This window comes from Rhodococcus sp. 05-2256-B1, assembly GCF_002258465.1.
GTDB classification, from domain to species: Bacteria; Actinomycetota; Actinomycetes; order Mycobacteriales; family Mycobacteriaceae; genus Rhodococcoides; species Rhodococcoides fascians.
Genome location: NZ_NOZA01000011.1, coordinates 304,625 through 327,445 on the forward strand (window position 1 = coordinate 304,625; position 22,821 = coordinate 327,445).

A 22,821-nucleotide genomic window follows, 5' to 3' on the forward strand; every position below is an offset into this window, starting at 1 on the left:
GACGGGATCCCGTCCGAGCGGCGCACTTCTGTGCATTCTGTCCCGTCTCCCATCCTCGCCCGGCGAATTAATTAGCTCGCGTCGGAGACTTTCAGCTCGATAGGGTCATCGCCATGCGCGCCACTTGTCTGCCCTGCGCGGCTCTCGACACGAGAGCCGGTCTGAGCATTGTGCTGCGCGCATATTCGCCCGAGCTGTGTGCTGCTCTCACCGGCAAACAGCGACCCATCGAATAGCTCTCTCTCGACGAGGGGGCAGAAAGGAACATCATGCCCCCGAACAAGGTGGGCTTACGGCTGCTCAACTGGGCGTCACAGCTCGAGGACAAGACGCTCGAGCAGGCTCGCGAAACAGCATCGATGCCGTTCGTGCATCCGCACGTCGCGCTGATGCCCGACGCGCACAGTGGAATGGGAAGTGCTGTGGGGACGGTCATTCCGACTCTGGGCGCTGTCATTCCGGCTGCCGTCGGTGTCGACATCGGATGTGGAATGATCGGTGTCCGAACGGAATTCACCTTCAGTGACCTGGGTGGACGGAACCTGAAGGATCTGCGACTCGCCATCGAGGCCAGCATTCCGCTGTCTCCGGGCAACTACAACGTCGGCATCCATGGGTGGGATTTCACCGCGCCGAAATTGTCGGAGCTCGAGGAGCTGGCGGCCCGTGATGACGTTGAGCTGAATCACTCACCTCAGTGGCGGGAGCAGCTCGGTTCGTTAGGCGGCGGCAATCACTTTGCCGAGTTGTGCCTCGACGAGACCGATCGAGTGTGGCTGTTTCTGCACAGTGGGTCGAGGGGCGTGGGGAACAAGATCGCGAAGAAGCACATCGCGATTGCGCAGCGTCTGTGTGCGCAGTGGTGGATCTCGTTGCCCAACAAGGACTTGGCGTACCTGCCCGAGAGCTCTCGTGAATTCGGGCAGTACATCAGAGATCTGAAGTGGGCGCAGCGGTTCGCGTACCTGAACCGGGCCGAGATGATGGACCGGTTCGGCGCGGTGTTCGCCGATTGGATGGGAACTGACAACCACCGCGAGGTCGAGCGGATCAATTGCCACCACAACTACACGGTGAAGGAAACGCACGCGCACAAGGACGTGTGGCTCACCCGTAAAGGTGCAGTGGACGCACACGAGGGTGTGAAGGCGATCATTCCCGGATCAATGGGAACGCGCTCGTACGTGGTGGTCGGAAAGGGTTCCAAGGCCGGCCTGTGCTCGGCGCCCCACGGTGCCGGTCGACAGTTCTCTCGGACCGAGGCCAGGAAGCGGTTCACCCACGAGAACCTGCAGGAGCGGATGAAGGGGATCGAGTTTCGCGACAGTGCCGACTTCATCGACGAGATTCCCGACGCCTACAAGTCCATCGATGTCGTGATGGAGGACGCCCGCGACCTGGTGAGCGTCGAGCACGAGCTACGCCAGATTCTCAACGTCAAGGGGACCTGACGGATCCGGGCCTGAACCTGTTGAACGACGAAGGACGCGCACCGAGATCACTCTCGATGCGCGTCCTGCGTGTCGTTCAGGGGAGGAGAAGACTCACTCCTCTTCGGGGCACGAGAAGGTGATGGTCACGTTGCTGCGGTCGATGGGCGCGAAGTACACCGAGCGTAGGGCCGTTGCTGTGCGATCTGCGAGTGCGCAATCGTTGATGGGGCCGTCGAGCTTGACCAGCATCAGGTTGCCGCTGTCCTTGATGATTGCTCGCGCGGCGGAGATCGACTTGCCCTCGATCTTGTCCTTGAAATCGGGTACATCGGCGGCCTGCGCCAGCGGGGCGAATCCGACCGCACAGGCAATGGACAGTGCAGCTACGGTCAACGACTTCTTCAGCATGACATCTCCTCGGTTTTCAACTGTTGGCTCCCGCTGACTGGCTGCAGCCACAGGGGCGCGTGCAATCACCGGAGGTGTATAACTCACGTCGAACTTCAGCCAACGGGCGCTGACCTCAAGTTTCGTGCTCACAGTAGCAGTGCGTACGGCCGTCGGCGCGCTGGTTGTCCACTGAATGGGCAAGTAAATTGTCGCAATTGTCTATTCGGATAGGTCGAGAGCTCTGGCGGGCGCTCGTGTGCCTGGATATCTATCAATCTTTACCGCAGTGTTCTGTGAGGTTGCGGCCTTTGGGAACCGCCGTTGTCCTTGGTCCGGTGGGGGCCTTCCGTCTCGACGAGATTGTCCTCGTTCGTCCTGTTGTGCCTCGCTGTTCTCCGTCTGTTCACCTGCAATGTGCTCTGCTGTTCAGCGTCCGAGGGGGCTCGGCGGTCACCATCGATTCATGACGCTCAATCCCGCAGGCGAGACCGTCGCGACCGGTATTCCGGGCACGCTCGCCGAGAACATGACGATGGCCGAGCAGCACGACTGGCATCGGTCGTTCCTGCGGCGACACCCGGTGAGTCGACGCAACTTTCTGGTGGGTGCCGCGGCGACGGCAGCCGCGGTGGGCGTCGGTAATTCGGCGTTCACGCGCACCGCCTATGCGCAGGACGCGCCGCTGGCGGTGGCCGGTCGACACATGGGCTTCGGCAACGACCCGGCGACGCAGTTGCGATTCTCCGCTCAGCTTTCCCGTAATCCCGGCATTACCGGTGTCTTTCTCGATCACGGCCCGACGCCTGCACTGGGAGCGACGACCTCCGCCGAGGTGCGCAACCTCGTCAGCCAAGTCCCGCAGACCGATGGCGGCATTCTGTCGGCCGAGCAGTACTACGTGCACGTGCCCGTCGACGATCTGACGCCCAAGCTGCCGCACTATTACCGATGGCGTACCGCAGACGGTTTCGTCAGCGACATTCGCAGTGCATCTCCGGCGCTGCCGACCGGACGCATCGCTCCGTTCCGCTTCACCATGATGGGGGACCAGGGCGTCGACGAAACCCCCTCGCAGCCAGCGGATCTGGTGGCCGGTGACTACGACGACCTGTACTACAAGGCCGACAACGAACCGTCGGTCAAGCACGCGCGCAACATCAATCGCCAGATCGAGGCGTCGCGTCCGGACTTCCACATCCTTGCCGGCGATATCGCCTACGCGGATCCGTCGGGTGCCGGTCTGCCACCGCAGTTCGCCGGCCACGGCAAGACGCCGCCGAAGGGGTTCGACAAGTTCAATCCCTTCGTCTGGGATGGCTACTTCCAAGCGATCGAGGGAAGCGCGTCGACGGCACCGTGGTTGTTCGCCACCGGCAATCACGACATGGAGGCGCTGTACAGCCCCAACGGATACGGCGGCCACGCTGCACGTCTCGATCAGCCCAGCACTGGCCCGAAGGGGTGCCCGTCGGCGTATTCGTTCGTGTACGGCAACACCGCGGTGCTCTCGCTCGACGCCAACGACGTCAGTTACGAGATCAAGGCCAACACCGGCTACAGCGGCGGAGCCCAGAACACCTGGGTGGAGCAGACTCTCGCCAAGTATCGGGCAGACCCGAACATCGACTTCATCGTCTGCTTCTTCCATCACTGCGCCTACTCGACCACGTCGACGCACGCGAGCGACGGCGGCGTACGTGACGCGTGGGTATCGCTGTTCGACAAGTACGAGGTCGACGTGGTGCTCCAGGCGCACAACCACGTGTTCGAGCGCACCGATCCGATTCGCGCCAACCGTGCGACGCGGGTCGCCGGCGACAACGCCACGGTTCGCGGAAAGACCGACGGCACCGTGTATTACACCGTCGGCGGGGGTGGTCGTCCGCGGTACACGTTCCAGGACGGCGAGGGCGTCAGCTACCGGGGCCACGAGTTGCCGGACACGGCTGTTCCGAACAGCTATGTCTGGGCACCCGACGGCAGCAAGTCGGCGGAGTCGATCACGTGGTCGCGCGTGAGATTCCTGAACTACTCGTTCGTCAGAGTCGATGTGGTGCCGGGTATTCCGGGCATCAAGGCCAGCACGATGTCCATCGGAGCGATCGACGAATACGGCAACGAATTCGATCGCCTCACCTTCGAGCGCGACATCCCGGTGGGCCCGATCTTCGGTTCCTCCTGAGTGCCCATGTGAGTGGAACTTCGACCCCTGCTACGAACTTCCACTCACGTGCGGCGCAGCCGCTCTACAGCCACTTCTGACGTTTGAACACCACGTAGAGCGCGCTGGAGCAGATCACCATGGCGATCAGCGCCAGCGGATAACCCAAGTGCCACTTGAGTTCCGGCATGTCCTCGAAGTTCATGCCGTAGATCGCGGCGATGAGCGACGGCGCGAACAGGATTGCACCCCAGGACGAGATTCGTTTGACCTGTTCGTTCTGCTCGAGGCTGACCTGCGTCATGTTCCGCATCTCTTCGTTCTGCTGCTGCGCCACCATGGTGGAGTGCACCGTCATCGCGTTCTGCAGGTTGGATCGAAACGATTCGATGCGGTCGGAGATGCGGATTGCGTGATCCAACACGTCACGAAGGTTTCGCTGCAGTTCGACGTCGACGTGATACTTGTCGGACCCGCGCTTGAGGGATTCGATCATCTCCACCAGAGGCTTTGCAGCACGGTCGAATTCGGACACCTCACGCAGCAGTGAGTAGATGCGCCGCGATACGCTGGGATCGCCGGTGAACAGCTGATCCTCGATTTCGTCGATGTCGGTCTGCAGTCCTTTCACCACGGGGACGTACTCGTCGACCACTTGGTCGAGGATTCCGTACAGAATGGCTTCGGGTCCGAGCGCGAGCAACTCGGGCGATTCCTCCAGCCGGTGGCGGACGAGGCCGAGTTCGGGTGATTCGGCGTGACGGATCGTGACGACGAAATCGGCTCCGAGAAAAATGTGCAATTCACCGAATTCGACCTTTTCGGTCTCGTCGATGTATCGGGCGGGCCGCAGCACGACGAACAGTTGCTCGGCGTAGCGTTCGAGCTTCGGCCGCTGATGTGCCGCGATGGCATCCTCGACGGCGAGTCGGTGAAGCCCGAATTCCGTAGCTACCGCGTTGATTTCGCTGATCTCGGGACGGTACAGGCCGATCCACGCCATGCCGTGGCGGTCACGCATGCACTCGAACGTGATGTCGAGACTCTCCGGATTCGCGGTCCGCTTTCCCTCGACGTAGACGGCATTGTCGACGATCGGCACTTCGGGTCACCTCGGTTCGAGAACTTCGAATGTGCCGGACGGCACCCGATCGAGACTATCGCCTGAAACAATGGGGCGATGCAGCAGCAAGTTCATTTCACCACTCTGGCCACTGCGGATCTCGATGCAGCCCGAACGTTCTACTGCGACGGGCTGGGGTGGACGCCGTTGCTCGACGTTCCTGGCGAAATCCTGTTCTTCCAGATCGGGCCCTGTGCGGTGCTCGGTCTGTACGACGCCACCGCGTTCGACGGGGATCTGGGACGGCCGCCGCGCGAGCACGACCTCGGCTCGGTCACGTTGGCGCACAACGTGGACGACGCGGCAGCCGTCGACGCGATGTTCGCGGCTACTCTCGCGGCGGGCGCGACACCGATCAAGACACCTCAGCGAACATCGTTCGGTGGCTATCACGCCCACATCGCCGACCCCAACGGAGTCATCTGGGAAATCTGCCACAACCCCGGTTGGAGCGTCGACGACGACGGGACGGTTCGGCTGACTTAGCCGGCACCGACTATCAGTAGGAGGGCGGCGTTCTCGCTGACCTTGTCACCGGCTTGAAAGTTGGTTCCGACGACCGTCGCGTCGGGACGGTCGTAGTCGGAGCTGACGTCGGAGAAGCCTGCATCCGACAACGCCTGCACCGCGTCCGATTCGGTCATTCCGGCCACTGCGGGAAGCGTCGCGCGGTCGGGTGCTGCGTCGGCGATAGCGCCGCCGCCGAGGGTCAGTGCCCCAGCCACTGCTAGGGTGGCGATCGTCTTCTTGAATCCGATACCCATGTCTTCGTCCTTACTCGTCGGCGCTCTCTGACAACGCAACCGTGCTCCTGGAGGCTGTGACGGCGTTTCGACGTTGCTGTGAAGCAGCTGTCAGTCGCATGACATGCTCGTTCGGTGCTTCTCGACCTCCTCGGATACATCGGTATCGCAGTCTTCGCGGCGTCGGGTGCACTGGTCGGGGTATATCGACGACTCGACTTGTTCGGGGTCTGCGTCGTCGGAATCACGACGGGCATCGGGGGCGGCATCGTTCGCGATGTGCTGCTCGGTATCCATCCACCGACGTCGCTGGACACCTGGCCGAACGTCACCGTCGGGTTCTTCGCCTCGCTGGTGGTGTTCGTCGCGCATCGGCAGATGGGCAAGGTGCGCCGGGGTGTGCTCGTGCTCGACGCGTTCGGGATGGGCTTGTTCGCCTCGACGGGCGCGACGATCGCCCTGAGTGTCGGCGGTAGTGCCCTGTCCGGAGCGCTCATCGGGACGACGACGGCCGTAGCCGGTGGCGTCATCCGGGACGTCCTCGTCAACGACGTTCCCCTGCTGCTGCACCGCGACCTGTATGCCCTACCTGCGCTGCTCGGTGCGACGGCCGTCGTGGTGGCCGAGGCGCTCACCCTGCCGGAGAACGTGGGGTTGGTCGCGGGGACGGTACTGGCGACCGGCCTGAGATTGCTCGCTCTGTGGCGTAAATGGAATCTGCCGCAGGCTCGGAACCTACCCACGCTGTGAGCTCCGACTGCCGGAGCGCGTACCGACCGACCACCCCTCTCAGCCGTGTCTCAGTCGACCAGGACAAACTGTACCGATGCGGATACTGGTGGTCGACGACGATCGAGCGGTGCGCGAATCGCTGCGCAGATCGCTCACGTTCAACGGGTACACCGTGGACCTGGCGGTCGACGGCCTCGATGCCCTGGAACAGGTAGCTGCGGCGCGTCCCGATGCGTTGGTGCTCGATGTGATGATGCCGCGTCTCGACGGCCTCGAGGTGTGTCGGCGATTGCGCAGCGTGGGCGACGACCTACCGATCCTGGTGCTGACGGCGCGTGATTCGGTGTCCGAGCGCGTAGCCGGTCTCGACGCGGGTGCAGACGACTACCTGCCCAAGCCGTTCGCGCTCGAGGAGCTCCTGGCTCGGCTGCGGGCATTGTTGCGGCGCACAGCGATGGAAGCCGGCATCGACTCGGAGACCATGACGTTCGCGGACCTGTCGTTGGACCCGGTCACCCGTGAGGTCTCGCGCGGCGAGCGTTCGATCAGCCTCACCAGGACCGAGTTCTCGTTGCTCGAGATGCTCATGACCAATCCGCGCCGAGTGCTCACCAGAAGTCGCATTCTCGAAGAGGTCTGGGGCTACGACTTCCCGACTTCCGGCAACGCGCTCGAGGTGTACGTCGGGTATCTGCGGCGCAAGACCGAGGCCGAAGGGGAGTCGCGGCTGATCCATACCGTTCGCGGTGTCGGATACGTCCTGCGCGAGACGCCCCCGTGATAGGCAGTTCGTTCGGGCGCAAGACGCCCGACGGTGTCGCAGTTCCGCCGGCGCCGATGCGGCCACCGACGCCGTTGACGAGATCGGTGTCGTTGCGGTGGCGGGTGACGCTGTTGGCTGCGTCCGTCGTGGCTATCGCGGTGGCAGTCATGGCCATTGCGGCCTACACCGTGGTCTCGCGCGCGCTGTACGGCGACGTGGACACGCAGTTGCGTTCTCGAGCATCGGCATTGGCTGAATCGGACCTGGTGTCCTACGACCCACGGTTCGTGGCCGGTGCCACGCTGTACAGCACCGACGTCAGTGTGGCGTTGATCTACCCCGACATGACCAGCTACAACCCGCCCGGACCCAAGGTGCCCGTCGGCGATTCGGAACTTGCTGTGGTGCGCGGAGAGCAGGCTTCGTCGCTGCGCACACTCGACGATCAGCGGGTGCTCGCACTGCGTACCAAGGACGGCAGCACCCTGATCGTGGCGCAGCGACTGCTGCCCACCGGAGAAGTGCTGGATCGTTTGGCGTGGGTTCTGCTGATCGTGGGAGCCTGTGGTGTCGTGCTGGCGGCGGGTGCAGGCATGGCCGTGGCGCGCACCGGTTTGCGGCCGATTGCACGATTGACCGCCGCCGCAGAGCGGGTGGCGCGTACCGACGATCTGACGCCGATTCCGGTGACGGGCGACGACGAATTGGCCCGGTTGACCGAAAGTTTCAACACGATGCTCCGCGCACTGGCCGAATCTCGGGGCAGGCAGAGCAGATTGGTCGCCGACGCCGGGCACGAACTTCGGACGCCGCTGACGTCGCTGCGCACCAACATGGAACTGTTGATCGCGGCGGGACGTCCGGGTGCACCGTCCATTCCCGACGAGGACATGGCCGAGCTGCGAACCGACGTGGTCGCTCAAATTCAGGAATTGTCCACGCTGGTCGGTGATCTGGTGGATCTTGCACGCGAGGACGCACCCGAGACGGTGTTCGAGCGGGTCGATCTGGCCGATGCGGTCGAGCGCAGCCTCGAACGAGCTCGCAGGCGTCGCAACGAGATCGACTTCGATGCCACGCTCATGCCGTGGTTCGTCTACGGAGATCAGGCGGGCCTGTCGAGGGCAGTGCTCAATGTGCTCGACAACGCGGCCAAGTGGAGCCCCAGCGGCGGAGAAGTCCGAATTGCCATGCGGCAGATCGGTGAAGGCCTGCTCGAGTTGACGGTGGACGACGCGGGCCCCGGCATTCCGGAGGAAGACCGCGAACTCGTCTTCGAGCGTTTCTATCGCTCGACGGCATCGCGTTCCATGCCCGGATCCGGTCTGGGACTTGCCATCGTGCGACAGGTGGTCGTCAAACACGGCGGCACGATTGCCGTCGAGGTGTCCGAGCGGGGTGGAGCGCTCATTCGAATCGTGTTGCCCGGTGAGGGTGCCGCGGACCACGAGACACTCTCGGCAAACTGATAGGCGAGTCTCAGCGCGCTCTCAGTACCGCCCTGCACAGTGAGTAGCAAGAAGGCGGGCGACCTCGAAGCCGAGGTCTCTATCGAAGGAAGCAACAGCGATGAGCGACGACCGTAACGAACCAGAACAGCCCGGACGGGATGCCGGTGCACAGCATCATCCTGCGGACCGGGCTTCACACGGCGGCGAGCACGATCCCTCGACTCAGCACCAGCCCACCCAGCAGCAGCCGGCTCAGCAGAATCCCACGCAGCAGTTCCCGCCCCAGCAGGCGCATCCCCAGCAGAGCTACCCGCAGCAGTACGCGGGCTACGGGCAGAATCAGTACCAGCCCGGCTACGGCCCCTATGGCCAGCACAGCGACTCGCAGGCCGGTCAGCACAACCCGGGTCAGCACAACCCCGGCCAGCATGCGCAGCCCCAACAGGTTGCGTCGCAACCCCATTCGGCATCCGGCACCGTGAAGACTCGCCCGGGTCGGTCTGCTCTGGTGGCTGGAGCGATTGCTCTCGTTCTCGTGGGCGGCGGAATCGGCGGCGCGGTCGGTGCCATCGCGACCAACAACGCCAACGGCAACAACGCCGGTGTCACCAATTCGCTGAACTCACCGATCACCGCCGCTCAGCCGGCCGCCAACTTCCCCGACGGTTCCGTTCAGGCCGTCGCGAACAAGGTGCTGCCGAGTGTCGTGCAGATTCAGGTGAAGGGCTCGCAGCAGGAAGGTGAGGGCTCCGGCGTCATCCTCAGCAGTGACGGCCTGATCCTGACGAACAACCACGTCGCCACCGGCGCAGGAGCCAACGGCAAACTGACCGTCGCGTTCGCCGACGGGTCGGTGGCCGACGCCACCATCGTCGGTGCCGACTCCGTCTCGGACATGGCCGTCATCAAGGCCGAAGGAAAGACGAATCTGACGCCGATCGAGTTGGGCAGCTCGTCCAACCTCGAGGTCGGCCAGCAGGTCGTCGCCATCGGCTCGCCTCTGGGCCTGGCCGGCACCGTCACCACCGGCATCGTTTCCTCGCTCAACCGCCCGGTATCGACGTCCGGTGAGTCCGGCAACCAGAACTCGGTGATCGACGCCATTCAGACCGACGCGGCCATCAACCCCGGTAACTCCGGCGGCGCTCTCGTCAACACCGATGGGCAACTGATCGGCATCAACACCGCCATCGCGACACTCGGCGGCAGTGAGGGCTCCGGCGCTCAGAGCGGATCGATCGGTCTCGGATTCGCAATCCCGGTCGATCAGGCCAAGCGGATCGCCGACGAGCTGACCACCACCGGCAAAGCCACTCAAGCGATGATCGGTGTGCAGGTGCCGTCCAAGGACGATGCCAACGGCGCAACCGTCGTCGAGGTCACCGAGGGTGGCCCGGCTGCGGCGGCCGGCATTCCGAAGGGCGCGGTCATCACCAAGGTCGACGATCGGATCGTCGCCAGCGGTGACGCGCTGATCGCTGCAGTGCGTTCGCACGCACCCGGCGATTCGGTGAAGATCACGTACACGGACGGCGGCAGTGAGAAGACAGTCGACGTGACGCTGGGCACGGCCGAGCCGGCTGCGGCACCCGCTGCGCAGGTTCCTTCACTTCAGATCCCGTCGTTCCCGGGCGGTCGCTGATGCTCAGGGAAGCCGGTAGGCACGGAACCATTGCAACTATTTACGCACAGCGTGAGCCGGGTACGGGCCTTACTACTACGGTGAGCGGTATGGAACTCGACGCACCTTTGGCCGGCCGCGCGTTGGTCGTCATCGTGGACGACCGGACAGCTCACAGCAACGAGAAGGATTCGACGGGTCCGCTGGTGACCGAACTGTTGACCGAGGCCGGTTTCTTGGTCGACGGTGTGGTGGCAGTGACGGCCGACGAAGTGGACGTGCGGAATGCGCTGAATACTGCGGTGATCGGCGGCGTCGACCTGGTGGTGTCCGTCGGCGGCACGGGTGTCTCGCCTCGCGACGTGACTCCCGACGTCACGGCCGAGGTGCTCGATCGCGAGATACCGGGGATCAGTGAGGCGCTGCGCTCTTCCGGCCTGGCAGCGGGATCGTTGGACGCAGGCCTGTCGCGGGGACTGGTCGGAGTATCGGGCAGCACGCTGGTGGTCAACCTTGCGTCGTCCCGTGCGGCCATCCGTGACGGCATGGCGACGCTGACTCCGCTGGCGAGTCAGGTCATTGCCGAGCTGTCGGGATTGGACGCGTAGTCACTGCGATGAACGACGAGCCGATCGAGAATCGACCGGACGATGAAGCGAGCCGGGCCCGAGCAGAACGGGCCCGGCTCGCTCGTATCTTCGGTGACGTGCTGCCGGAGACCACGGGAGACGACCGGGCCGACGGGCCCGATGGCGACTCTTTGTCGGTCGATTGGTTGAAGCAGCAGCGACCACCCCATTACTTTTAGTGTGATCCACAACACATTTTTCCGGCTGGAATGACAGCTCTGTTAGTTAGTCGTTTACCTGTCGTTAGCGACCTACCCGGCGGTAGTGCCGGGCGAAGCCGCCGAAAACGGACACCACAGGCGGGGTGTGGAACGGTCCAATCGTGCAATCCGGACAGGACTCCCGCTGCGTCTTCCCATATCAGGGTCGTTTTACTCCTGATCGGCTCCTGTAACGGTTTCCACTTCTCGGGAGATGCTGTGACGCAGGTTATCGCTAACACGGGTGTGAAAGATGTTCACGCCGACGAAACACATCACGAGATGGCAACGTTTGGGCGTCGATCGTAGGGATTGTCACGGTCAGGCATCTCCTCTAATGTTCCCCTCAGCTTCCAAGGGATCAGGGCGTGGGACCAACCGGTGCCGCGCCCTTCATCTCGGAACTGAACAATCGAGGATGTGGCCGTCAGGCTCCATCCGGCTCGGGCTCGCACACACTGACGCGTGCGATTCAGTTCGAGGGTGAAAGCCACAAGCTTCCCCGTGCGACACCGCGCTGGGACTGAACATGATGAGGAATAAATGACGGAGATCCAGAAGTCGCGGCGCAGCCGGGGACTCAAGTCCATGAGCGTCGCAGTTGCTGCCAGCGCTTCGGTAGTCGGCCTGGTGCTCGGTACCGGAACCGCTTCTGCCGCTGTCGACAGCGCGAAGTCCATCGTCGACGCCGATGGCAACACCGTGACGTTGACGCTGTCCGACTCCTTCGTCAGCGGCGTTGCGCCTCTCGACGGAAACCCGCTCACCCGTGAGTGGTTCTACGACGGCCGCGCATCCTTCGACGTTCAGGGACCCACGGCTGACGACTTCGAGGGCACCCTCACCGCCGGCCTGCAGATCGGCTACCCGCTGAGCCTCGACGGCGGCGTGTCGGTCGAGTGGGCTTCGCCTTCGGCCAACTTCGGCATCGGGTCCAAGAACACGACCACCGGAACGCTCGCGACGACTCCGGGTGACCTGCTTGACCCCGCGGGCGCTCTCGAGGGTCTCGCCGACGTCCCGCTTACGGGTGTTGCAGAGAGCAAGTCCAACCTCGACGTCGGCGTTCAGCTGATCCCGCAGGCAACTGCGACCATCGATCTCGCTCCCGGCGGCGGCGTCGTTCAGTCCGAGAGTGCAATCGCCACCTTCAACGAAGAGGCGAACATCTCCAAGACCGAGGGTGACGCTGCAGGCGCTCAGGGCTCCATCCAGCTCGCCGGCGTCCACGGCACCGCTACGGGCATCCTGGGCAACGTCACGGTTCGTCCGTACGTCACCCTGCTCAGCGCAAAGGGTGACTCGATCACCACGTACGGCCCGGCAACTCGCCTCAACTGATCTCGATCGGTTGATTCTGGTTTCCTAGTTCTTCCGGTTCAGGCCCGCACGGATTCTCCGTGCGGGCCTGAACTATGTTCGGCTCGAACGCAGTTCGACATGTAGAGAGGCGCAGAAGCAGTGACCTACCCGAAAGCCCGTTTCACAGTGTTCGCCGCCGGAGCCGTCGTTGCTCTCGGGTTGCTCACCGGTTGCAGTGGTGGTGACGACTCGGCAGCCACCGGTCAGAACACCGACGTGTGCAACTCTTTCGCAGCCGACCACAATGCGTTCGTCGGTCTGGTGAAGGCGGGCCCGGGGTCGGCAGCCAACATCGAGCAGTGGACTGCGGACAAGCAGGCGGCCGTCGACAAGGTGAAGTCACTGTCCGGCACCGCGTCCGGTGACGTCGCCAGCGCGATGACGACGTTCGCGGACGCCATTCCGGCTGACACGCTCGAACTGTCGGAACCCGACAGCGAGTCGGGCAAGGCGTTCGTCGACAACGGCGCAGCAGTGAAGTCCGCCTGCGAGGCGGATGGCACCTCGATCACGCTGGACGAGCTACCGCTGACCACGTTCACCAACTGATCGCCTGACGGGCCCTCACGGCCTGTCGCACGCCCCACAACGAATGAATGCGCCATTCACGCCGTCAGACGGCGTGAATGGCGCATTCATTCGTTGAAGCAGACCGGTGTCAGTCCTTCGAGTGCTTACCGAGGTCGGGGGAGGAGGAATCGATAGCTTCGCCGCTGCCGCCGGTGGTGTCGGCCGCCGTCGAAAGCTTCTGTCCTGCAGTGGTTCCACCCGCCAGAATGTCGCGGATCTGCACCAGCACGTCGACGTCGCTCAGTTCCTTCTCCGGCTGGCTGACGAAACGCTTCTTCGCGGTGTTCACCGGCAGGATCAGCACGAAATACACGACCGCCGCGATGATGATGAAGTTGATGATGGCGGTGATGACTGCGCCGACGTTGACGAACGATTCGGGGGACGACGTGATGTTGAAGCCGAAGCCGTACTCGTTGGATCCGCCGATGGCCGCAACCAACGGGTTGATGATGTTGGACGTGAACGCGGTGACGATTGCCGTGAATGCTGCGCCGACGACGACCGCGACCGCGAGGTCGACCACGTTGCCTCGCAACAGAAAGTCCTTGAATCCCTTCAGCATGAGCCGCTCTCCGATCTCTTGGTATGTTTCGGTCTCGCCAGACGTTAACCCAGATCGATCGAATTCGGATCCCGTGAATCGCCCGGGCACCGGCTCAATGCAATGTCACCGTCAAAGCGCTCACCAGCGACGCGGCTGCCACCGTCGTCGCATCCTCGGTCGGTAGGGCGAGCAGCACCACCCGATCTCGTTGCCGACCTCCACCGGCCTCGGCGGAGATGAGCACCACCATCGCCCCCGATGCCAGTATCCGAGCAGCAGGTGGGGCGTCGGGATTCTCCTCAGTTTCGACGGTCAGGACGTCCACCCGATCGCCTTCTCTGAGTAGGTCGGTCACGCCCGCATCGGCGAGATGCACCGGTACGACGCGTGCCTCGGCCCCCAGCGCCGCGGTGGCTGTCCGCGAGCCCAACAGCCGGACGTCGGTGAGCAATTCGCCTGCTCGAACCGGTCCGGTCAGTGTCCGTCCGTCCACGTCGGCGGAATCGAGCACTGCGCCGTTGGGCACCGTGGCCGAATCCCATTCGGCGACGGCAACATCGGCCGGCGTCAGTATCGTTCCCGGCGTCAGGTCGCGGCCGGCCGTGACGACGCGGACTCGATCGTCGCCTGCGGCGTCGTCGACGAACAGCAGGACTGCGACGGCCACCAGAATGCCCGCGGCGATGCGTCGAACTTTCACCGATCCCACCCATGCGGGACGCTGAGCGAAGCGGTCGAGCAGCGTCGAGTCCAGTCGGTTCTTGCGGGCAGCCATGACCGGAACGGTAGCGGTGCCGACTGGTCTGAAGAGACCGAAAAGGCCGGCCTGTGGATAGCAGACCGGCCTGTGGATGGATCCGAAAACTACTGGCTGGCAGCAGCTTTCGTGGTGGAGGACGAGGGGGAGCTGCTCGACGAGGACGAATCCGACGACTTCTTCTCGGCCGGCTTCGAGTCGCTCTTGGTCTCCGACTTCGTGGCCGCGGCGTCGGACTTCTTCTCGCTCGCGCCTTCGCTGGCGGTGCCGGAGTTGCCCCGACTGTCGGTGCGGTAGAAGCCGCTGCCCTTGAAGACGATGCCGACCGAATTGAACAACTTGCGAAGCTTGCCGGAGCAGGCCGGGCACACCGTCAACGTGTCGTCGGTGAAGGACTGGACGATGTCGAAGCGGTTGTCGCACTCGGTGCAGGCGTATGAGTAGGTGGGCATCGTGTTTCCTCCGCGCTGGTCACCGAGGAGGTTCGCGCTCTGCTGGCCGAGGCCGAACACCGCCGGTGTCTTGTCTGTTCGTCGAAACTGGGGAGAGCATTAGCACTCTACAGTCAGGAGTGCCAACGAATCGAATCGTAGCGTTATTCCGTACCCAAGCGTACGAGCCCGCCGCCGGGAGTCAGCGCGTGCGTCACGCGGCGGTCGTGCGGTTCGGCCGGTAGCCGGGAGAACAGCTCCTCGTCGCGCACGATGGCGACCAGCATGGCCTCGGGGCTGCACAGGTCGAGAGTCCGGTCGTAGAACCCGGCTCCGCGGCCCAGCCGGACACCGCGGCGATCGACGGCCAGCGCAGGTAGCAGCACCACCGAGCATTGCCCGACGGCGTCGGGCTCGAGTAGTGGACCCGACGGCTCGAGCAGCCCGTACGGTGCCCGCACCAACGCATCGCGACCCTCGTAACGCGCCCACTTCAGCGGCCCCGGCTCATGGGCACTCGGCAGCAGAACCGTGGCTCCGGCCGCGGCCATCGCGTCGAGCATCTCGATCGACCCCGGCTCCCGGCCGATCGGAACGTACGCCGCCACGACCGAGTGTTCGGCCGCCAATTCGCCGACGGCATGGCAGAGTGCGGAGGACTCCATCGCGCGTTGCGCATCGTCGAGCAGTCGGCGTTCGGCGAGGACATGCTCCCGCCACAGATCCTTCGGCGTGTTCTCCGAAAATTCGGGAACGCTCACAACGGTTCACTCTCCCTCTCGTGCTGTCGTTCAACGATATGCACTCGGGGGTCGAACGGGGCACACGCCGAGCCAATCTCCAGAAACCACGGATAGGGTGAGCACCATGACAGAAGCCGCTTCAGCGACGACCGCCGCCACGCCTGTGCACTTCCGCACGGCCATCGTCCCCGCCGCAGGCATGGGTACCCGGTTCCTGCCGGCCACGAAAACCGTTCCGAAGGAACTACTTCCGGTCGTCGACACTCCCGGTATCGAGCTCGTCGCCGGAGAAGCGGCAGATTCCGGTGCACAACGGTTGGTCATCGTCACCTCTCCCGGCAAGGACGGCGTCGTCGCCCACTTCGTCGAGGACCTCGTTCTGGAAAAGAAGCTCGAAGCGAGCGGAAAGCTCGAAATGCTCGAGAAGGTACGCGTCGCCCCCAAGCTTCTGGACGTGCAATCGGTCATTCAGCACGAACCGCTCGGACTCGGCCACGCCGTCGCATGCGCCGAGGAAGCACTCGACGACGACGAGGATTCGGTCGCGGTGCTGCTGCCCGACGATCTGGTGATGCCGCGGGGCGTGCTGGACGTCATGGCCCGGGTGCGCGCCAAGCGCGGCGGCTCGGTGCTGTGCGCCATCGAGGTTCCCGACGACAAGGTCTCGTCCTACGGCGTCTTCTCCGTCGAAATCGTGCCCGATGCCGTCAATCCGAACGTCCTCAAAGTCACCGGCATGGTCGAAAAGCCCAAGAAGGAAGAGGCACCGTCCAACTTGGCTGCCGCGGGCCGCTATCTGCTCGACCGCGCGATCTTCGACGCGTTGCGACGCATCGAGCCCGGTGCCGGCGGCGAATTGCAGCTGACCGACGCCATCGCACTTCTGATCGAGGAGGGCCATCCCGTTCACGTGGTGGTGCATCGTGGATCGAGACACGACCTCGGAAATCCCGGGGGATACCTACGCGCTGCGGTTGACTTTGCTTTGCAGCGCGACGACTACGGTCCCGCGCTGCGTGAATGGCTGAACGAACGCTTGAGCGACAGCTGGGCACCGGAACTGACGACGTACGAATAGCATCGCGGGTCGATGCCATAGAGGAAGGGCCAGATGCGCTCGGTCGAAGATCAACAGACCAGGGTGACCGCAGCGGCGGTGGCTCCACGGCCTGTTCGGGTCGCCATCTCGGAAGCGCAGGGTCTGCTCTGCGCCGAGGAAGTGGTCACCGAGCGTCCCCTTCCCGGCTTCGACCAGGCCGCGATCGACGGTTATGCCGTACGCAGTGTCGACGTCGCCTCCGCGGGTACCGACCTGCGTAACGAGGAAGACGAGCGCATCGACCTGACGCTGCCCGTCGTCGGCGAGGTCTCCGCGGGTTCGCGTCAGCCCATCCGGCTGCAGCCGCGTCAGGCCGTGCGGGTCGATACCGGCGCGCCGCTGCCCACGTTGGCCGACGCAGTCCTGCCGCTGGATCGCACCGACAACGGCCGCGCCCGTGTCAAGGTGTTCCGTCCGGTTCGCTCGGGTGACTACGTGCGCAAGATCGGCGACGACGTTCAACCCGGCGACGTGGCCGTGCGGGCGGGAACGATCATCGGTGCCGCGCAGGTCGGCCTGTTGGCCGCCGTCGGACGCGACAAGGTGCTGGTGCACCCGCGTCCGCGGTTGTCGGTCATCTCGGTGGGCGGGGAGTTGGTCGATACCGATCGGACCCCCGGGCCCGGCCAGGTGTACGACGTCAACTCCTACGCCCTCGCTGCTGCAGCACGCGATGCCGGAGCCGACGTGAACCGCGTCGGCATCGTGAGCACCGACCCCAAGCGACTGCGTGAAGTGGTCGAAGGCCAGCTGATCCGCTCCGAGATCGTCGTCATCGCAGGCGCGGTCGGCGGAGGCGCGTCCGATGGCGTCCGTGAGGCGCTGGGCGAACTCGGGGACATGGAAGTCGAGCGGGTTGCCATGCACCCCGGCTCGGTGCAGGGATTCGGCCAGCTCGGACGCGACGAGGTGCCCACGTTCCTGTTGCCTGCCAACCCCGTCAGCGCGCTCGTGGTGTTCGAGGTGATGGTCCGTCCACTCATTCGCATCGCACTCGGCCGTCGCCAGCCACTGCGCCGGACCGTCACCGCGCGGACCGTCGCACCGATCACATCGATCGAGGACCGCAAGGGATTCCTGCGAGGGCAACTGATGCGCGACGAGGGCACCGGCGAATATCTCGTCCAGGCTCTCGGCGGTGCTCCGGGCTCGTCGTCTCATCTGCTCGCGACACTCGCGGAGGCGAACTGCCTGGTCGTCATCGATCCCGACGTCACCGAGATCCGAACCGGCGAAGAAGTGAAGGTCTCGTTCCTCGCTCAGCGCGGCTGACGCACGCGCTCACGCGCGCAGCGCATACGATCGACTGATGCCGCGAACGTGGTCGAGCCACCCGGGTTGGCCGGCGAAATTGGGTCCAGTGCGAGTGGCCGGGGGAACGGTGACCGTCCGGCCCGTCCGCATGCGCGACGCAGCCTCCTGGAGTCGAATCCGCACCCAGGACCGCGCACACCTCGAGCCGTGGGAGCCGAGCGGTGAGGGCAGTTGGAATTCCCGACACCACATCTCCTCGTGGCCCACACTGTGCTCGGGCCTGAAGTCCGAGGCACGCAAGGGTCACATGCTGCCGATGGTGATCGAGGTCGACGGCGAATTCTGCGGGCAGATCACCACCGGAAACATCGTGCGCGGCGCGCTCCGGTCGGCGTGGATCGGGTACTGGGTGTCCAAGGAAGTCAACGGCAAAGGCGTCGCCACCGCGGCGCTGGCGCTCGGACTCGATCATTGTTTCGGACCGGTCGGGTTGCACCGCGTCGAGGCAACGGTGCGTCCGGAGAACCTCGCCAGCCAGGCCGTGCTGCGTAACGTCGGTTTCCGCGAAGAGGGCCTGCTCTACAAGTACCTCGACGTCGACGGCGAGTGGCGCGACCACAAGCTCGTCGCGATCACCTCGGGAGAGGTGCAGGGATCGGTCGTCGATCGATTGGTCCGCGCGGGCAGGGCTGCGTGGGCATAGCGCTCACTCCACAGTGTTCGGTTGCAGATGTTGTCAAAGTGACAGGAGTGTAATTCGGGTCGGCGCGTCTGCGGGGTTCTCGGACCTGCTCCACATAACCTGAGGGCGTCTCGACTGTCGCCGTCGCCTGAGGGAGGAGAACATCGCCGATGCCGAACTCGATCATCTGGATCGGTCTCGTGGCCGTCTGGCTCTTCGTTCTTCTTCCCATGCTGATGACCAAGCGTCCGCAGATCATGCAGACCACGGACGCAGCACTCGCCACGCGCGTGTTGCATCGGGGTGGCACCAAGCGCAAGCAGCGCGGCCCCGCGACCGGCCACCGCAGTGATCCCGACTGGCGGCCGGAGGACGACCTGCGGGTCTCCGCGCCCGCCAGCGAGATCTTCGGCCCGAAATTCGCGTCGATTCGTTCGGACTCACCCGATCTACCCGGTACCGCGGAGGACCCCATGGACACTCACGCAGAAGAAGAAAACGACCTCGAACGCGACGAACCGGTCCACGACGCACCTCGCGCGAGCTCTCCCGCACACGAGCCGGGAGTCGTCGACGACGACTTCGTGCCTCGCCGACGCGGCCGCGGCGGGTTCGATCCCGAGGCCGACGCCATCGCCCGGGCCGCCCGATACGCCTTCCGTCAGCGCGCGGTTCTCGGCCTGGTGTTCGCCGCCATCACGACCGCGGCACTGGCGTTCATCATCTCCCCGACGGTGTGGTGGCTGTGCGGACTGTCCGTCGCAGTCCTCGTCGGATACCTGTACTACCTGCGCAGGCAGGTGCAGATCGAAGAAGAGATTCGTCGACGACGACTCACACGCATGGGTCGCTCGCGCCTCGGTGTGGAATCGGAGACCGACGAAGAGCTCGAACTCGTGCCGCAGCGTCTGCGTCGACCCGGAGCCGTGGTGCTCGAGATCGACGACGAGGACCCGGAGTTCGAGCATCTCGATCATTACGAGGAGCCGTTCCAGGCACGCCGCGACGATGACGGCGATTTCCGTCGGGCACAGGGCGCGTAACAGCGGTCCCGAGGGGCTTTGCTAGAGTTGCCCAGCCGGTCGAGACGACGGCAAACGGGGCTGTGGCGCAGTTGGTAGCGCGTCTCGTTCGCATCGAGAAGGTCAGGGGTTCGATTCCCCTCAGCTCCACCCCGAAACGAAGCCGCCACTCACCTCGAGTGGCGGCTTTCGTTGTGAATCAAGGCAATACAGAGCTCAGTGCACTCATTGCGATCGTGGTGACGGACAGTCCTCCGGTGCCGAATGCCGCTGCGGCGGTCATGCCGACCAACGCTTCGTCCGCCGTCGGCGTCGGCGGTTCGAGCTTCGTGCGCAAGAACGTGAACGGTAGGCCCCAGAACGCGCTCACTCCGCCGTCGTACTCGCGAGTGAGGTCGCCGAAAGAGTCGTTGCCGTTGTCCCTGTCGCCGCGGATCAGTGCGCTGGACTCGAGATCTTTCGCGGCAAGTACCACTACCCGGTCTCGGTAGGCCAGACGTACTCGATACGAGCGTTTCATTACTCGTGCGGACCCCAGTTGCACCGCAATCGGGTCACCGCCGACCGTCGCGCGAATATCTGTCGACCGTCGGGTGCCCAGGGGAGTTCTTTCCGCGGTCTGCGGTCCGGTGCGGACGAACGTGGCGCGGCTAGATGGCGTCGACAGGTAGTAGCCGGCCACGGAGTCGTCCTGATAGACGAGTTCGACGTCGTCGTACAGGGCCGTCTCGATCCTGACCGTGTGCACACATCCGACCCTACCGACCAGCCGGTTCCGTAAATTGTCGGTGCGGCGTTACGTCGCCGGCGCTTGTGTCACACTTCATACGGTGACCAGCCAGATGACCGTGCATGTCGAGGACACCGAGGCTCATCGAATTGCGGCCCGGATAGTGACGCCTCTCGGCAAAGAGGCTGTGGTGACGACCGCGTCGAATTACGAGTTGGACCATTCGGCGACTCCGTGGCTTCCTCCGATGCTGGTAGCGGGAATGCGAAAGAAGTGGAGTATCGCTTTCGACGGCCCGGTGGATTCGACGGCACTTCGAGGCGCTCCCGAGGCGCAGAGAGTGTTTCTCGACTGGTATCCCAGACGGTTTCATGGGATATCGGTATCGGCTGAACCTTCCGATGCACTGTCCGACGTCCGAGGGGTGGGTTGCTTCTTCAGTGGAGGTGTGGACAGTTTCTATTCGGCAATCACCGAATCCGATCGCATCACCCATTTGATATTCGTTCACGGTTTCGACATCTCCGCCGGGAACGAGGAATTGGCGGGTCGAGCACTGGCCAGTGCCCGAGACGCGGCCGCGGAGCTCGGCAAGCCGCTGATCGAGGTCAAGACCACGTTGAGGTCGGCGTTCGGAGACCGGTTGCCGCTCGATTGGGGATACGACCTTCACGGAGCCGCCTTGGCCCATGTCGGGCTGGCGTTGTCCGGTCACCTGAGCACCGTCTTGATTCCGTCGTCCAACAGTCGCTGGGATCTGCTGCCGTGGGGTTCCCATCCCGATCTCGACCCGCTGTGGTCGAGTGGCAGTGTCACGTTCGATCACCACGAGTTGGAGGTGAATCGGCTCGGCAAGCTCCGGCGGATAGGCCTGGACGAGACGGCGATGAAGCATCTACGGGTGTGCTGGGAGAATCGCGACGGTCGATTCAACTGCGGAGTGTGCTTCAAGTGCATCAGGACGAAGATCGGGTTGGCCGCTGCAGGTGCGGAGAGCGAGGCCCTGCCTGGACCCATCGATCTCCATGCGGTCAGGTCCCTGACGTTGACGAACCGCCAGTGCCACCACCTGCGAAACGGACTTGCTGCCATGGAGGAGGCAGGCGTGACCGACGATGGTGTGGTTGCGGCAGTAGACACGGCGATCCGCCGAAGACACTGGCGACAGGCTGCGTCGTATTTACGACGCGCACGATCGATATCCATCGGCCTCATACGTCGTCGCGTGAGCTGAGGCATTTCCGGCAATATGGCGTATTCGGACAACATTCGATCATTAACAAGAATCGAATTCTTTCGAACGTCTTATGAGCACCATTGACCTGAAACGGTCATTTGGATTGCTTAGCACCCTGTAACCGCGTCACGCTGCAGTTTTCGGTGCTCTGAGCTGGGGCTGCTTCTTCGGCTGACTTTAGTGTTCGCGTGGCTGATGTCGTATCTTTATACGCGTGCCTGCGCGTTCGGTAGGTGTCGAATTCAATCAGGGGATCGAAATGAACACTCTCAGTGTGGTAATTCCGGTGCTCGACGAGGTCGACCACATCGGCGAATGCTTGAATCTGCTGCTCGATCAGGGAAACTACATAGACCGTATCGTCGTGGTGGACAACGGCTCGACCGACGGGACGCTCGATCTGGTCGAGACCCTGCGCGAAGTCAATGACAAGGTCCAGTTGGTGCACGAGCCGAATCGGGGCGTCGTGCATGCCCGGAACACAGGCTTCGATCTCGTGCAGTCGTCCATCATCGGCCGCATAGACGCCGATACGCGCGTCCGGCCCGGGTGGGCCCGCTCCATCATCGAATTCTTCGGAGAGCACTCCACGGTTGCGGCAGCGGGCGGGCGAACCTACTTGTACGAGTCGCCGTGGGCCCGGCCTTTGGCGTGGCAACATGCACGAGCGGAGCAGCGTGACCCGTCGGTGCGCAGCGCCTTGGCGGTATCGGGCAACAATTTCGCGATCCGCGCATCTGCCTGGCACCAGGTTCGGGATGTGGTCAGCGACAAGACCTGCGTGCACGAGGACATCGATCTGTGCTTGTCGTTGGTCGGCAAGAAGTTGCCGCTTGCTCAGAACGGCCGTATGAAGGCTGCGGTATCCGGCCGGCGATCGGCTACCTCTCCGGTGAAGTACGTGAACTACGCGATCGCGGGCTACCGCTCCTACAAGGAGCACGGCCTCGCATCGGCCAAGCTGGCCCGGATCGTTGCGATCGATTGGCTCCTGCACACGCTGCGCTGGCCCATCTCGAGAATGTTCTCGGCGGTGCCCTCGCGCGCACTGCCCGTCGACGACCGTGCGCTCTCCGACGAACGGATGCGAGAGGCCGCGTGAACCTGCGCTCCCTGATCCCAACTTGGGCGAGCGACTCAT

Annotated in this window: 24 protein-coding genes and 1 tRNA gene; 17 read left to right on the forward strand and 8 right to left on the reverse strand. The window is 63.9% G+C overall.

Features of this window, described 5'->3' with window-relative positions; translation table 11 throughout:
- Nucleotides 1-269: 269 nt before the first annotated feature.
- Nucleotides 270-1,451 carry an RtcB family protein gene (locus tag CH285_RS03385; RefSeq protein WP_032381731.1) on the forward strand — a complete coding sequence of 394 codons (1,182 nt, stop codon included), beginning with the start codon at nucleotides 270-272 and terminating at the stop codon, nucleotides 1,449-1,451.
- 93 nt (nucleotides 1,452-1,544) lie between these two features.
- On the opposite strand, the gene CH285_RS03390 is transcribed toward CH285_RS03385, so the two are convergent.
- The gene (locus CH285_RS03390) at nucleotides 1,545-1,841 is read right to left on the reverse strand and encodes a hypothetical protein (RefSeq protein ID WP_032399837.1); all 297 of its coding nucleotides are present in this window, start codon (nucleotides 1,839-1,841) and stop codon (nucleotides 1,545-1,547) included.
- Nucleotides 1,842-2,286: 445 nt separating this feature from the next.
- Between CH285_RS03390 and CH285_RS03395 the strand changes: the two genes are divergently transcribed.
- Nucleotides 2,287-4,005, forward strand: coding sequence for a metallophosphoesterase (locus CH285_RS03395; RefSeq protein WP_094644503.1), 1,719 nt, complete (start codon nucleotides 2,287-2,289; stop codon nucleotides 4,003-4,005).
- A gap of 64 nt (nucleotides 4,006-4,069) precedes the next feature.
- On the opposite strand, the gene CH285_RS03400 is transcribed toward CH285_RS03395, so the two are convergent.
- Nucleotides 4,070-5,086 carry a magnesium and cobalt transport protein CorA gene (locus CH285_RS03400; protein ID WP_094644504.1) on the reverse strand — a complete coding sequence of 339 codons (1,017 nt, stop codon included), beginning with the start codon at nucleotides 5,084-5,086 and terminating at the stop codon, nucleotides 4,070-4,072.
- A 78-nt stretch (nucleotides 5,087-5,164) separates the two neighbouring features.
- On the opposite strand from CH285_RS03400, the gene CH285_RS03405 reads away from it, so the two are divergent.
- The gene (locus CH285_RS03405) at nucleotides 5,165-5,593 is read left to right on the forward strand and encodes a VOC family protein (protein ID WP_094644505.1); all 429 of its coding nucleotides are present in this window, start codon (nucleotides 5,165-5,167) and stop codon (nucleotides 5,591-5,593) included.
- On the opposite strand, the gene CH285_RS03410 is transcribed toward CH285_RS03405, so the two are convergent.
- The gene (locus CH285_RS03410; protein ID WP_032371235.1) at nucleotides 5,590-5,871 is read right to left on the reverse strand and encodes a PASTA domain-containing protein; all 282 of its coding nucleotides are present in this window, start codon (nucleotides 5,869-5,871) and stop codon (nucleotides 5,590-5,592) included. The two genes, CH285_RS03405 and CH285_RS03410, sit on opposite strands and share 4 nt — an antisense overlap.
- Nucleotides 5,872-5,985: 114 nt before the next feature.
- On the opposite strand from CH285_RS03410, the gene CH285_RS03415 reads away from it, so the two are divergent.
- The 7 genes from CH285_RS03415 to CH285_RS03450 all read left to right on the forward strand — a co-directional run bounded on the left by CH285_RS03415 (nucleotide 5,986) and on the right by CH285_RS03450 (nucleotide 13,157).
- Nucleotides 5,986-6,600, forward strand: a complete 615-nt coding sequence (locus tag CH285_RS03415) for a trimeric intracellular cation channel family protein (protein WP_094644506.1) — start codon at nucleotides 5,986-5,988, stop codon at nucleotides 6,598-6,600.
- 76 nt (nucleotides 6,601-6,676) lie between these two features.
- A complete protein-coding gene (locus CH285_RS03420) occupies nucleotides 6,677-7,363 on the forward strand; it encodes a response regulator transcription factor (protein WP_027496041.1) in 687 nt (228 codons plus the stop codon).
- Nucleotides 7,364-7,419: 56 nt separating this feature from the next.
- Nucleotides 7,420-8,814 (forward strand): HAMP domain-containing sensor histidine kinase, encoded by a 1,395-nt coding sequence (locus tag CH285_RS03425; protein ID WP_094666207.1) that lies wholly within the window; start codon nucleotides 7,420-7,422, stop codon nucleotides 8,812-8,814.
- A 100-nt stretch (nucleotides 8,815-8,914) separates the two neighbouring features.
- Nucleotides 8,915-10,438: a trypsin-like peptidase domain-containing protein gene (locus CH285_RS03430; RefSeq protein ID WP_094644507.1), complete on the forward strand. Its 1,524-nt coding sequence runs from the start codon at nucleotides 8,915-8,917 to the stop codon at nucleotides 10,436-10,438.
- A gap of 89 nt (nucleotides 10,439-10,527) precedes the next feature.
- Nucleotides 10,528-11,025, forward strand: a complete 498-nt coding sequence (locus CH285_RS03435) for a MogA/MoaB family molybdenum cofactor biosynthesis protein (RefSeq protein WP_197077495.1) — start codon at nucleotides 10,528-10,530, stop codon at nucleotides 11,023-11,025.
- A 764-nt stretch (nucleotides 11,026-11,789) separates the two neighbouring features.
- Nucleotides 11,790-12,587: an MspA family porin gene (locus tag CH285_RS03445; RefSeq protein WP_094644508.1), complete on the forward strand. Its 798-nt coding sequence runs from the start codon at nucleotides 11,790-11,792 to the stop codon at nucleotides 12,585-12,587.
- Between the two features lie 120 nt (nucleotides 12,588-12,707).
- On the forward strand, nucleotides 12,708-13,157 hold the full coding sequence (locus CH285_RS03450) for a hypothetical protein (RefSeq protein WP_032385680.1): 450 nt from the start codon (nucleotides 12,708-12,710) through the stop codon (nucleotides 13,155-13,157).
- Between the two features lie 109 nt (nucleotides 13,158-13,266).
- Here CH285_RS03450 and mscL read toward each other — a convergent pair whose 3' ends face one another.
- The 4 genes from mscL to CH285_RS03470 all read right to left on the reverse strand — a co-directional run bounded on the left by mscL (nucleotide 13,267) and on the right by CH285_RS03470 (nucleotide 15,674).
- A complete protein-coding gene (gene mscL / locus CH285_RS03455; RefSeq protein ID WP_094644509.1) occupies nucleotides 13,267-13,743 on the reverse strand; it encodes a large conductance mechanosensitive channel protein MscL in 477 nt (158 codons plus the stop codon).
- A 94-nt stretch (nucleotides 13,744-13,837) separates the two neighbouring features.
- Nucleotides 13,838-14,500: an RcpC/CpaB family pilus assembly protein gene (locus CH285_RS03460; RefSeq protein WP_094644510.1), complete on the reverse strand. Its 663-nt coding sequence runs from the start codon at nucleotides 14,498-14,500 to the stop codon at nucleotides 13,838-13,840.
- 89 nt (nucleotides 14,501-14,589) lie between these two features.
- Nucleotides 14,590-14,934, reverse strand: coding sequence for an FmdB family zinc ribbon protein (locus CH285_RS03465; protein WP_032385834.1), 345 nt, complete (start codon nucleotides 14,932-14,934; stop codon nucleotides 14,590-14,592).
- A gap of 143 nt (nucleotides 14,935-15,077) precedes the next feature.
- A complete protein-coding gene (locus CH285_RS03470; protein ID WP_052060763.1) occupies nucleotides 15,078-15,674 on the reverse strand; it encodes a 5-formyltetrahydrofolate cyclo-ligase in 597 nt (198 codons plus the stop codon).
- Between the two features lie 106 nt (nucleotides 15,675-15,780).
- Between CH285_RS03470 and CH285_RS03475 the strand changes: the two genes are divergently transcribed.
- The 5 genes from CH285_RS03475 to CH285_RS03495 all read left to right on the forward strand — a co-directional run bounded on the left by CH285_RS03475 (nucleotide 15,781) and on the right by CH285_RS03495 (nucleotide 19,863).
- Nucleotides 15,781-16,734: a UTP--glucose-1-phosphate uridylyltransferase gene (locus tag CH285_RS03475; RefSeq protein WP_027496052.1), complete on the forward strand. Its 954-nt coding sequence runs from the start codon at nucleotides 15,781-15,783 to the stop codon at nucleotides 16,732-16,734.
- Between the two features lie 33 nt (nucleotides 16,735-16,767).
- Entirely contained in the window at nucleotides 16,768-18,027 is a 1,260-nt protein-coding gene (glp, locus tag CH285_RS03480; protein ID WP_027496053.1) for a molybdotransferase-like divisome protein Glp, read from the forward strand.
- A gap of 37 nt (nucleotides 18,028-18,064) precedes the next feature.
- Nucleotides 18,065-18,712, forward strand: coding sequence for a GNAT family N-acetyltransferase (locus CH285_RS03485; RefSeq protein WP_032364078.1), 648 nt, complete (start codon nucleotides 18,065-18,067; stop codon nucleotides 18,710-18,712).
- 149 nt (nucleotides 18,713-18,861) lie between these two features.
- Complete coding sequence (gene sepX / locus CH285_RS03490) at nucleotides 18,862-19,734, forward strand: divisome protein SepX/GlpR (RefSeq protein WP_032371228.1); 873 nt, start codon at nucleotides 18,862-18,864, stop codon at nucleotides 19,732-19,734.
- A gap of 56 nt (nucleotides 19,735-19,790) precedes the next feature.
- Nucleotides 19,791-19,863 (forward strand) — tRNA-Ala (locus tag CH285_RS03495).
- 49 nt (nucleotides 19,864-19,912) lie between these two features.
- Here CH285_RS03495 and CH285_RS03500 read toward each other — a convergent pair.
- Nucleotides 19,913-20,461 (reverse strand): hypothetical protein, encoded by a 549-nt coding sequence (locus CH285_RS03500; protein ID WP_094644511.1) that lies wholly within the window; start codon nucleotides 20,459-20,461, stop codon nucleotides 19,913-19,915.
- A gap of 82 nt (nucleotides 20,462-20,543) precedes the next feature.
- On the opposite strand from CH285_RS03500, the gene CH285_RS03505 reads away from it, so the two are divergent.
- Both CH285_RS03505 and CH285_RS03510 read left to right on the forward strand, forming a co-directional pair.
- Nucleotides 20,544-21,677 (forward strand): hypothetical protein, encoded by a 1,134-nt coding sequence (locus CH285_RS03505; protein ID WP_176458415.1) that lies wholly within the window; start codon nucleotides 20,544-20,546, stop codon nucleotides 21,675-21,677.
- Nucleotides 21,678-21,939: 262 nt separating this feature from the next.
- Nucleotides 21,940-22,782, forward strand: coding sequence for a glycosyltransferase family 2 protein (locus CH285_RS03510; protein WP_094644512.1), 843 nt, complete (start codon nucleotides 21,940-21,942; stop codon nucleotides 22,780-22,782).
- Nucleotides 22,783-22,821: the final 39 nt, after the last annotated feature.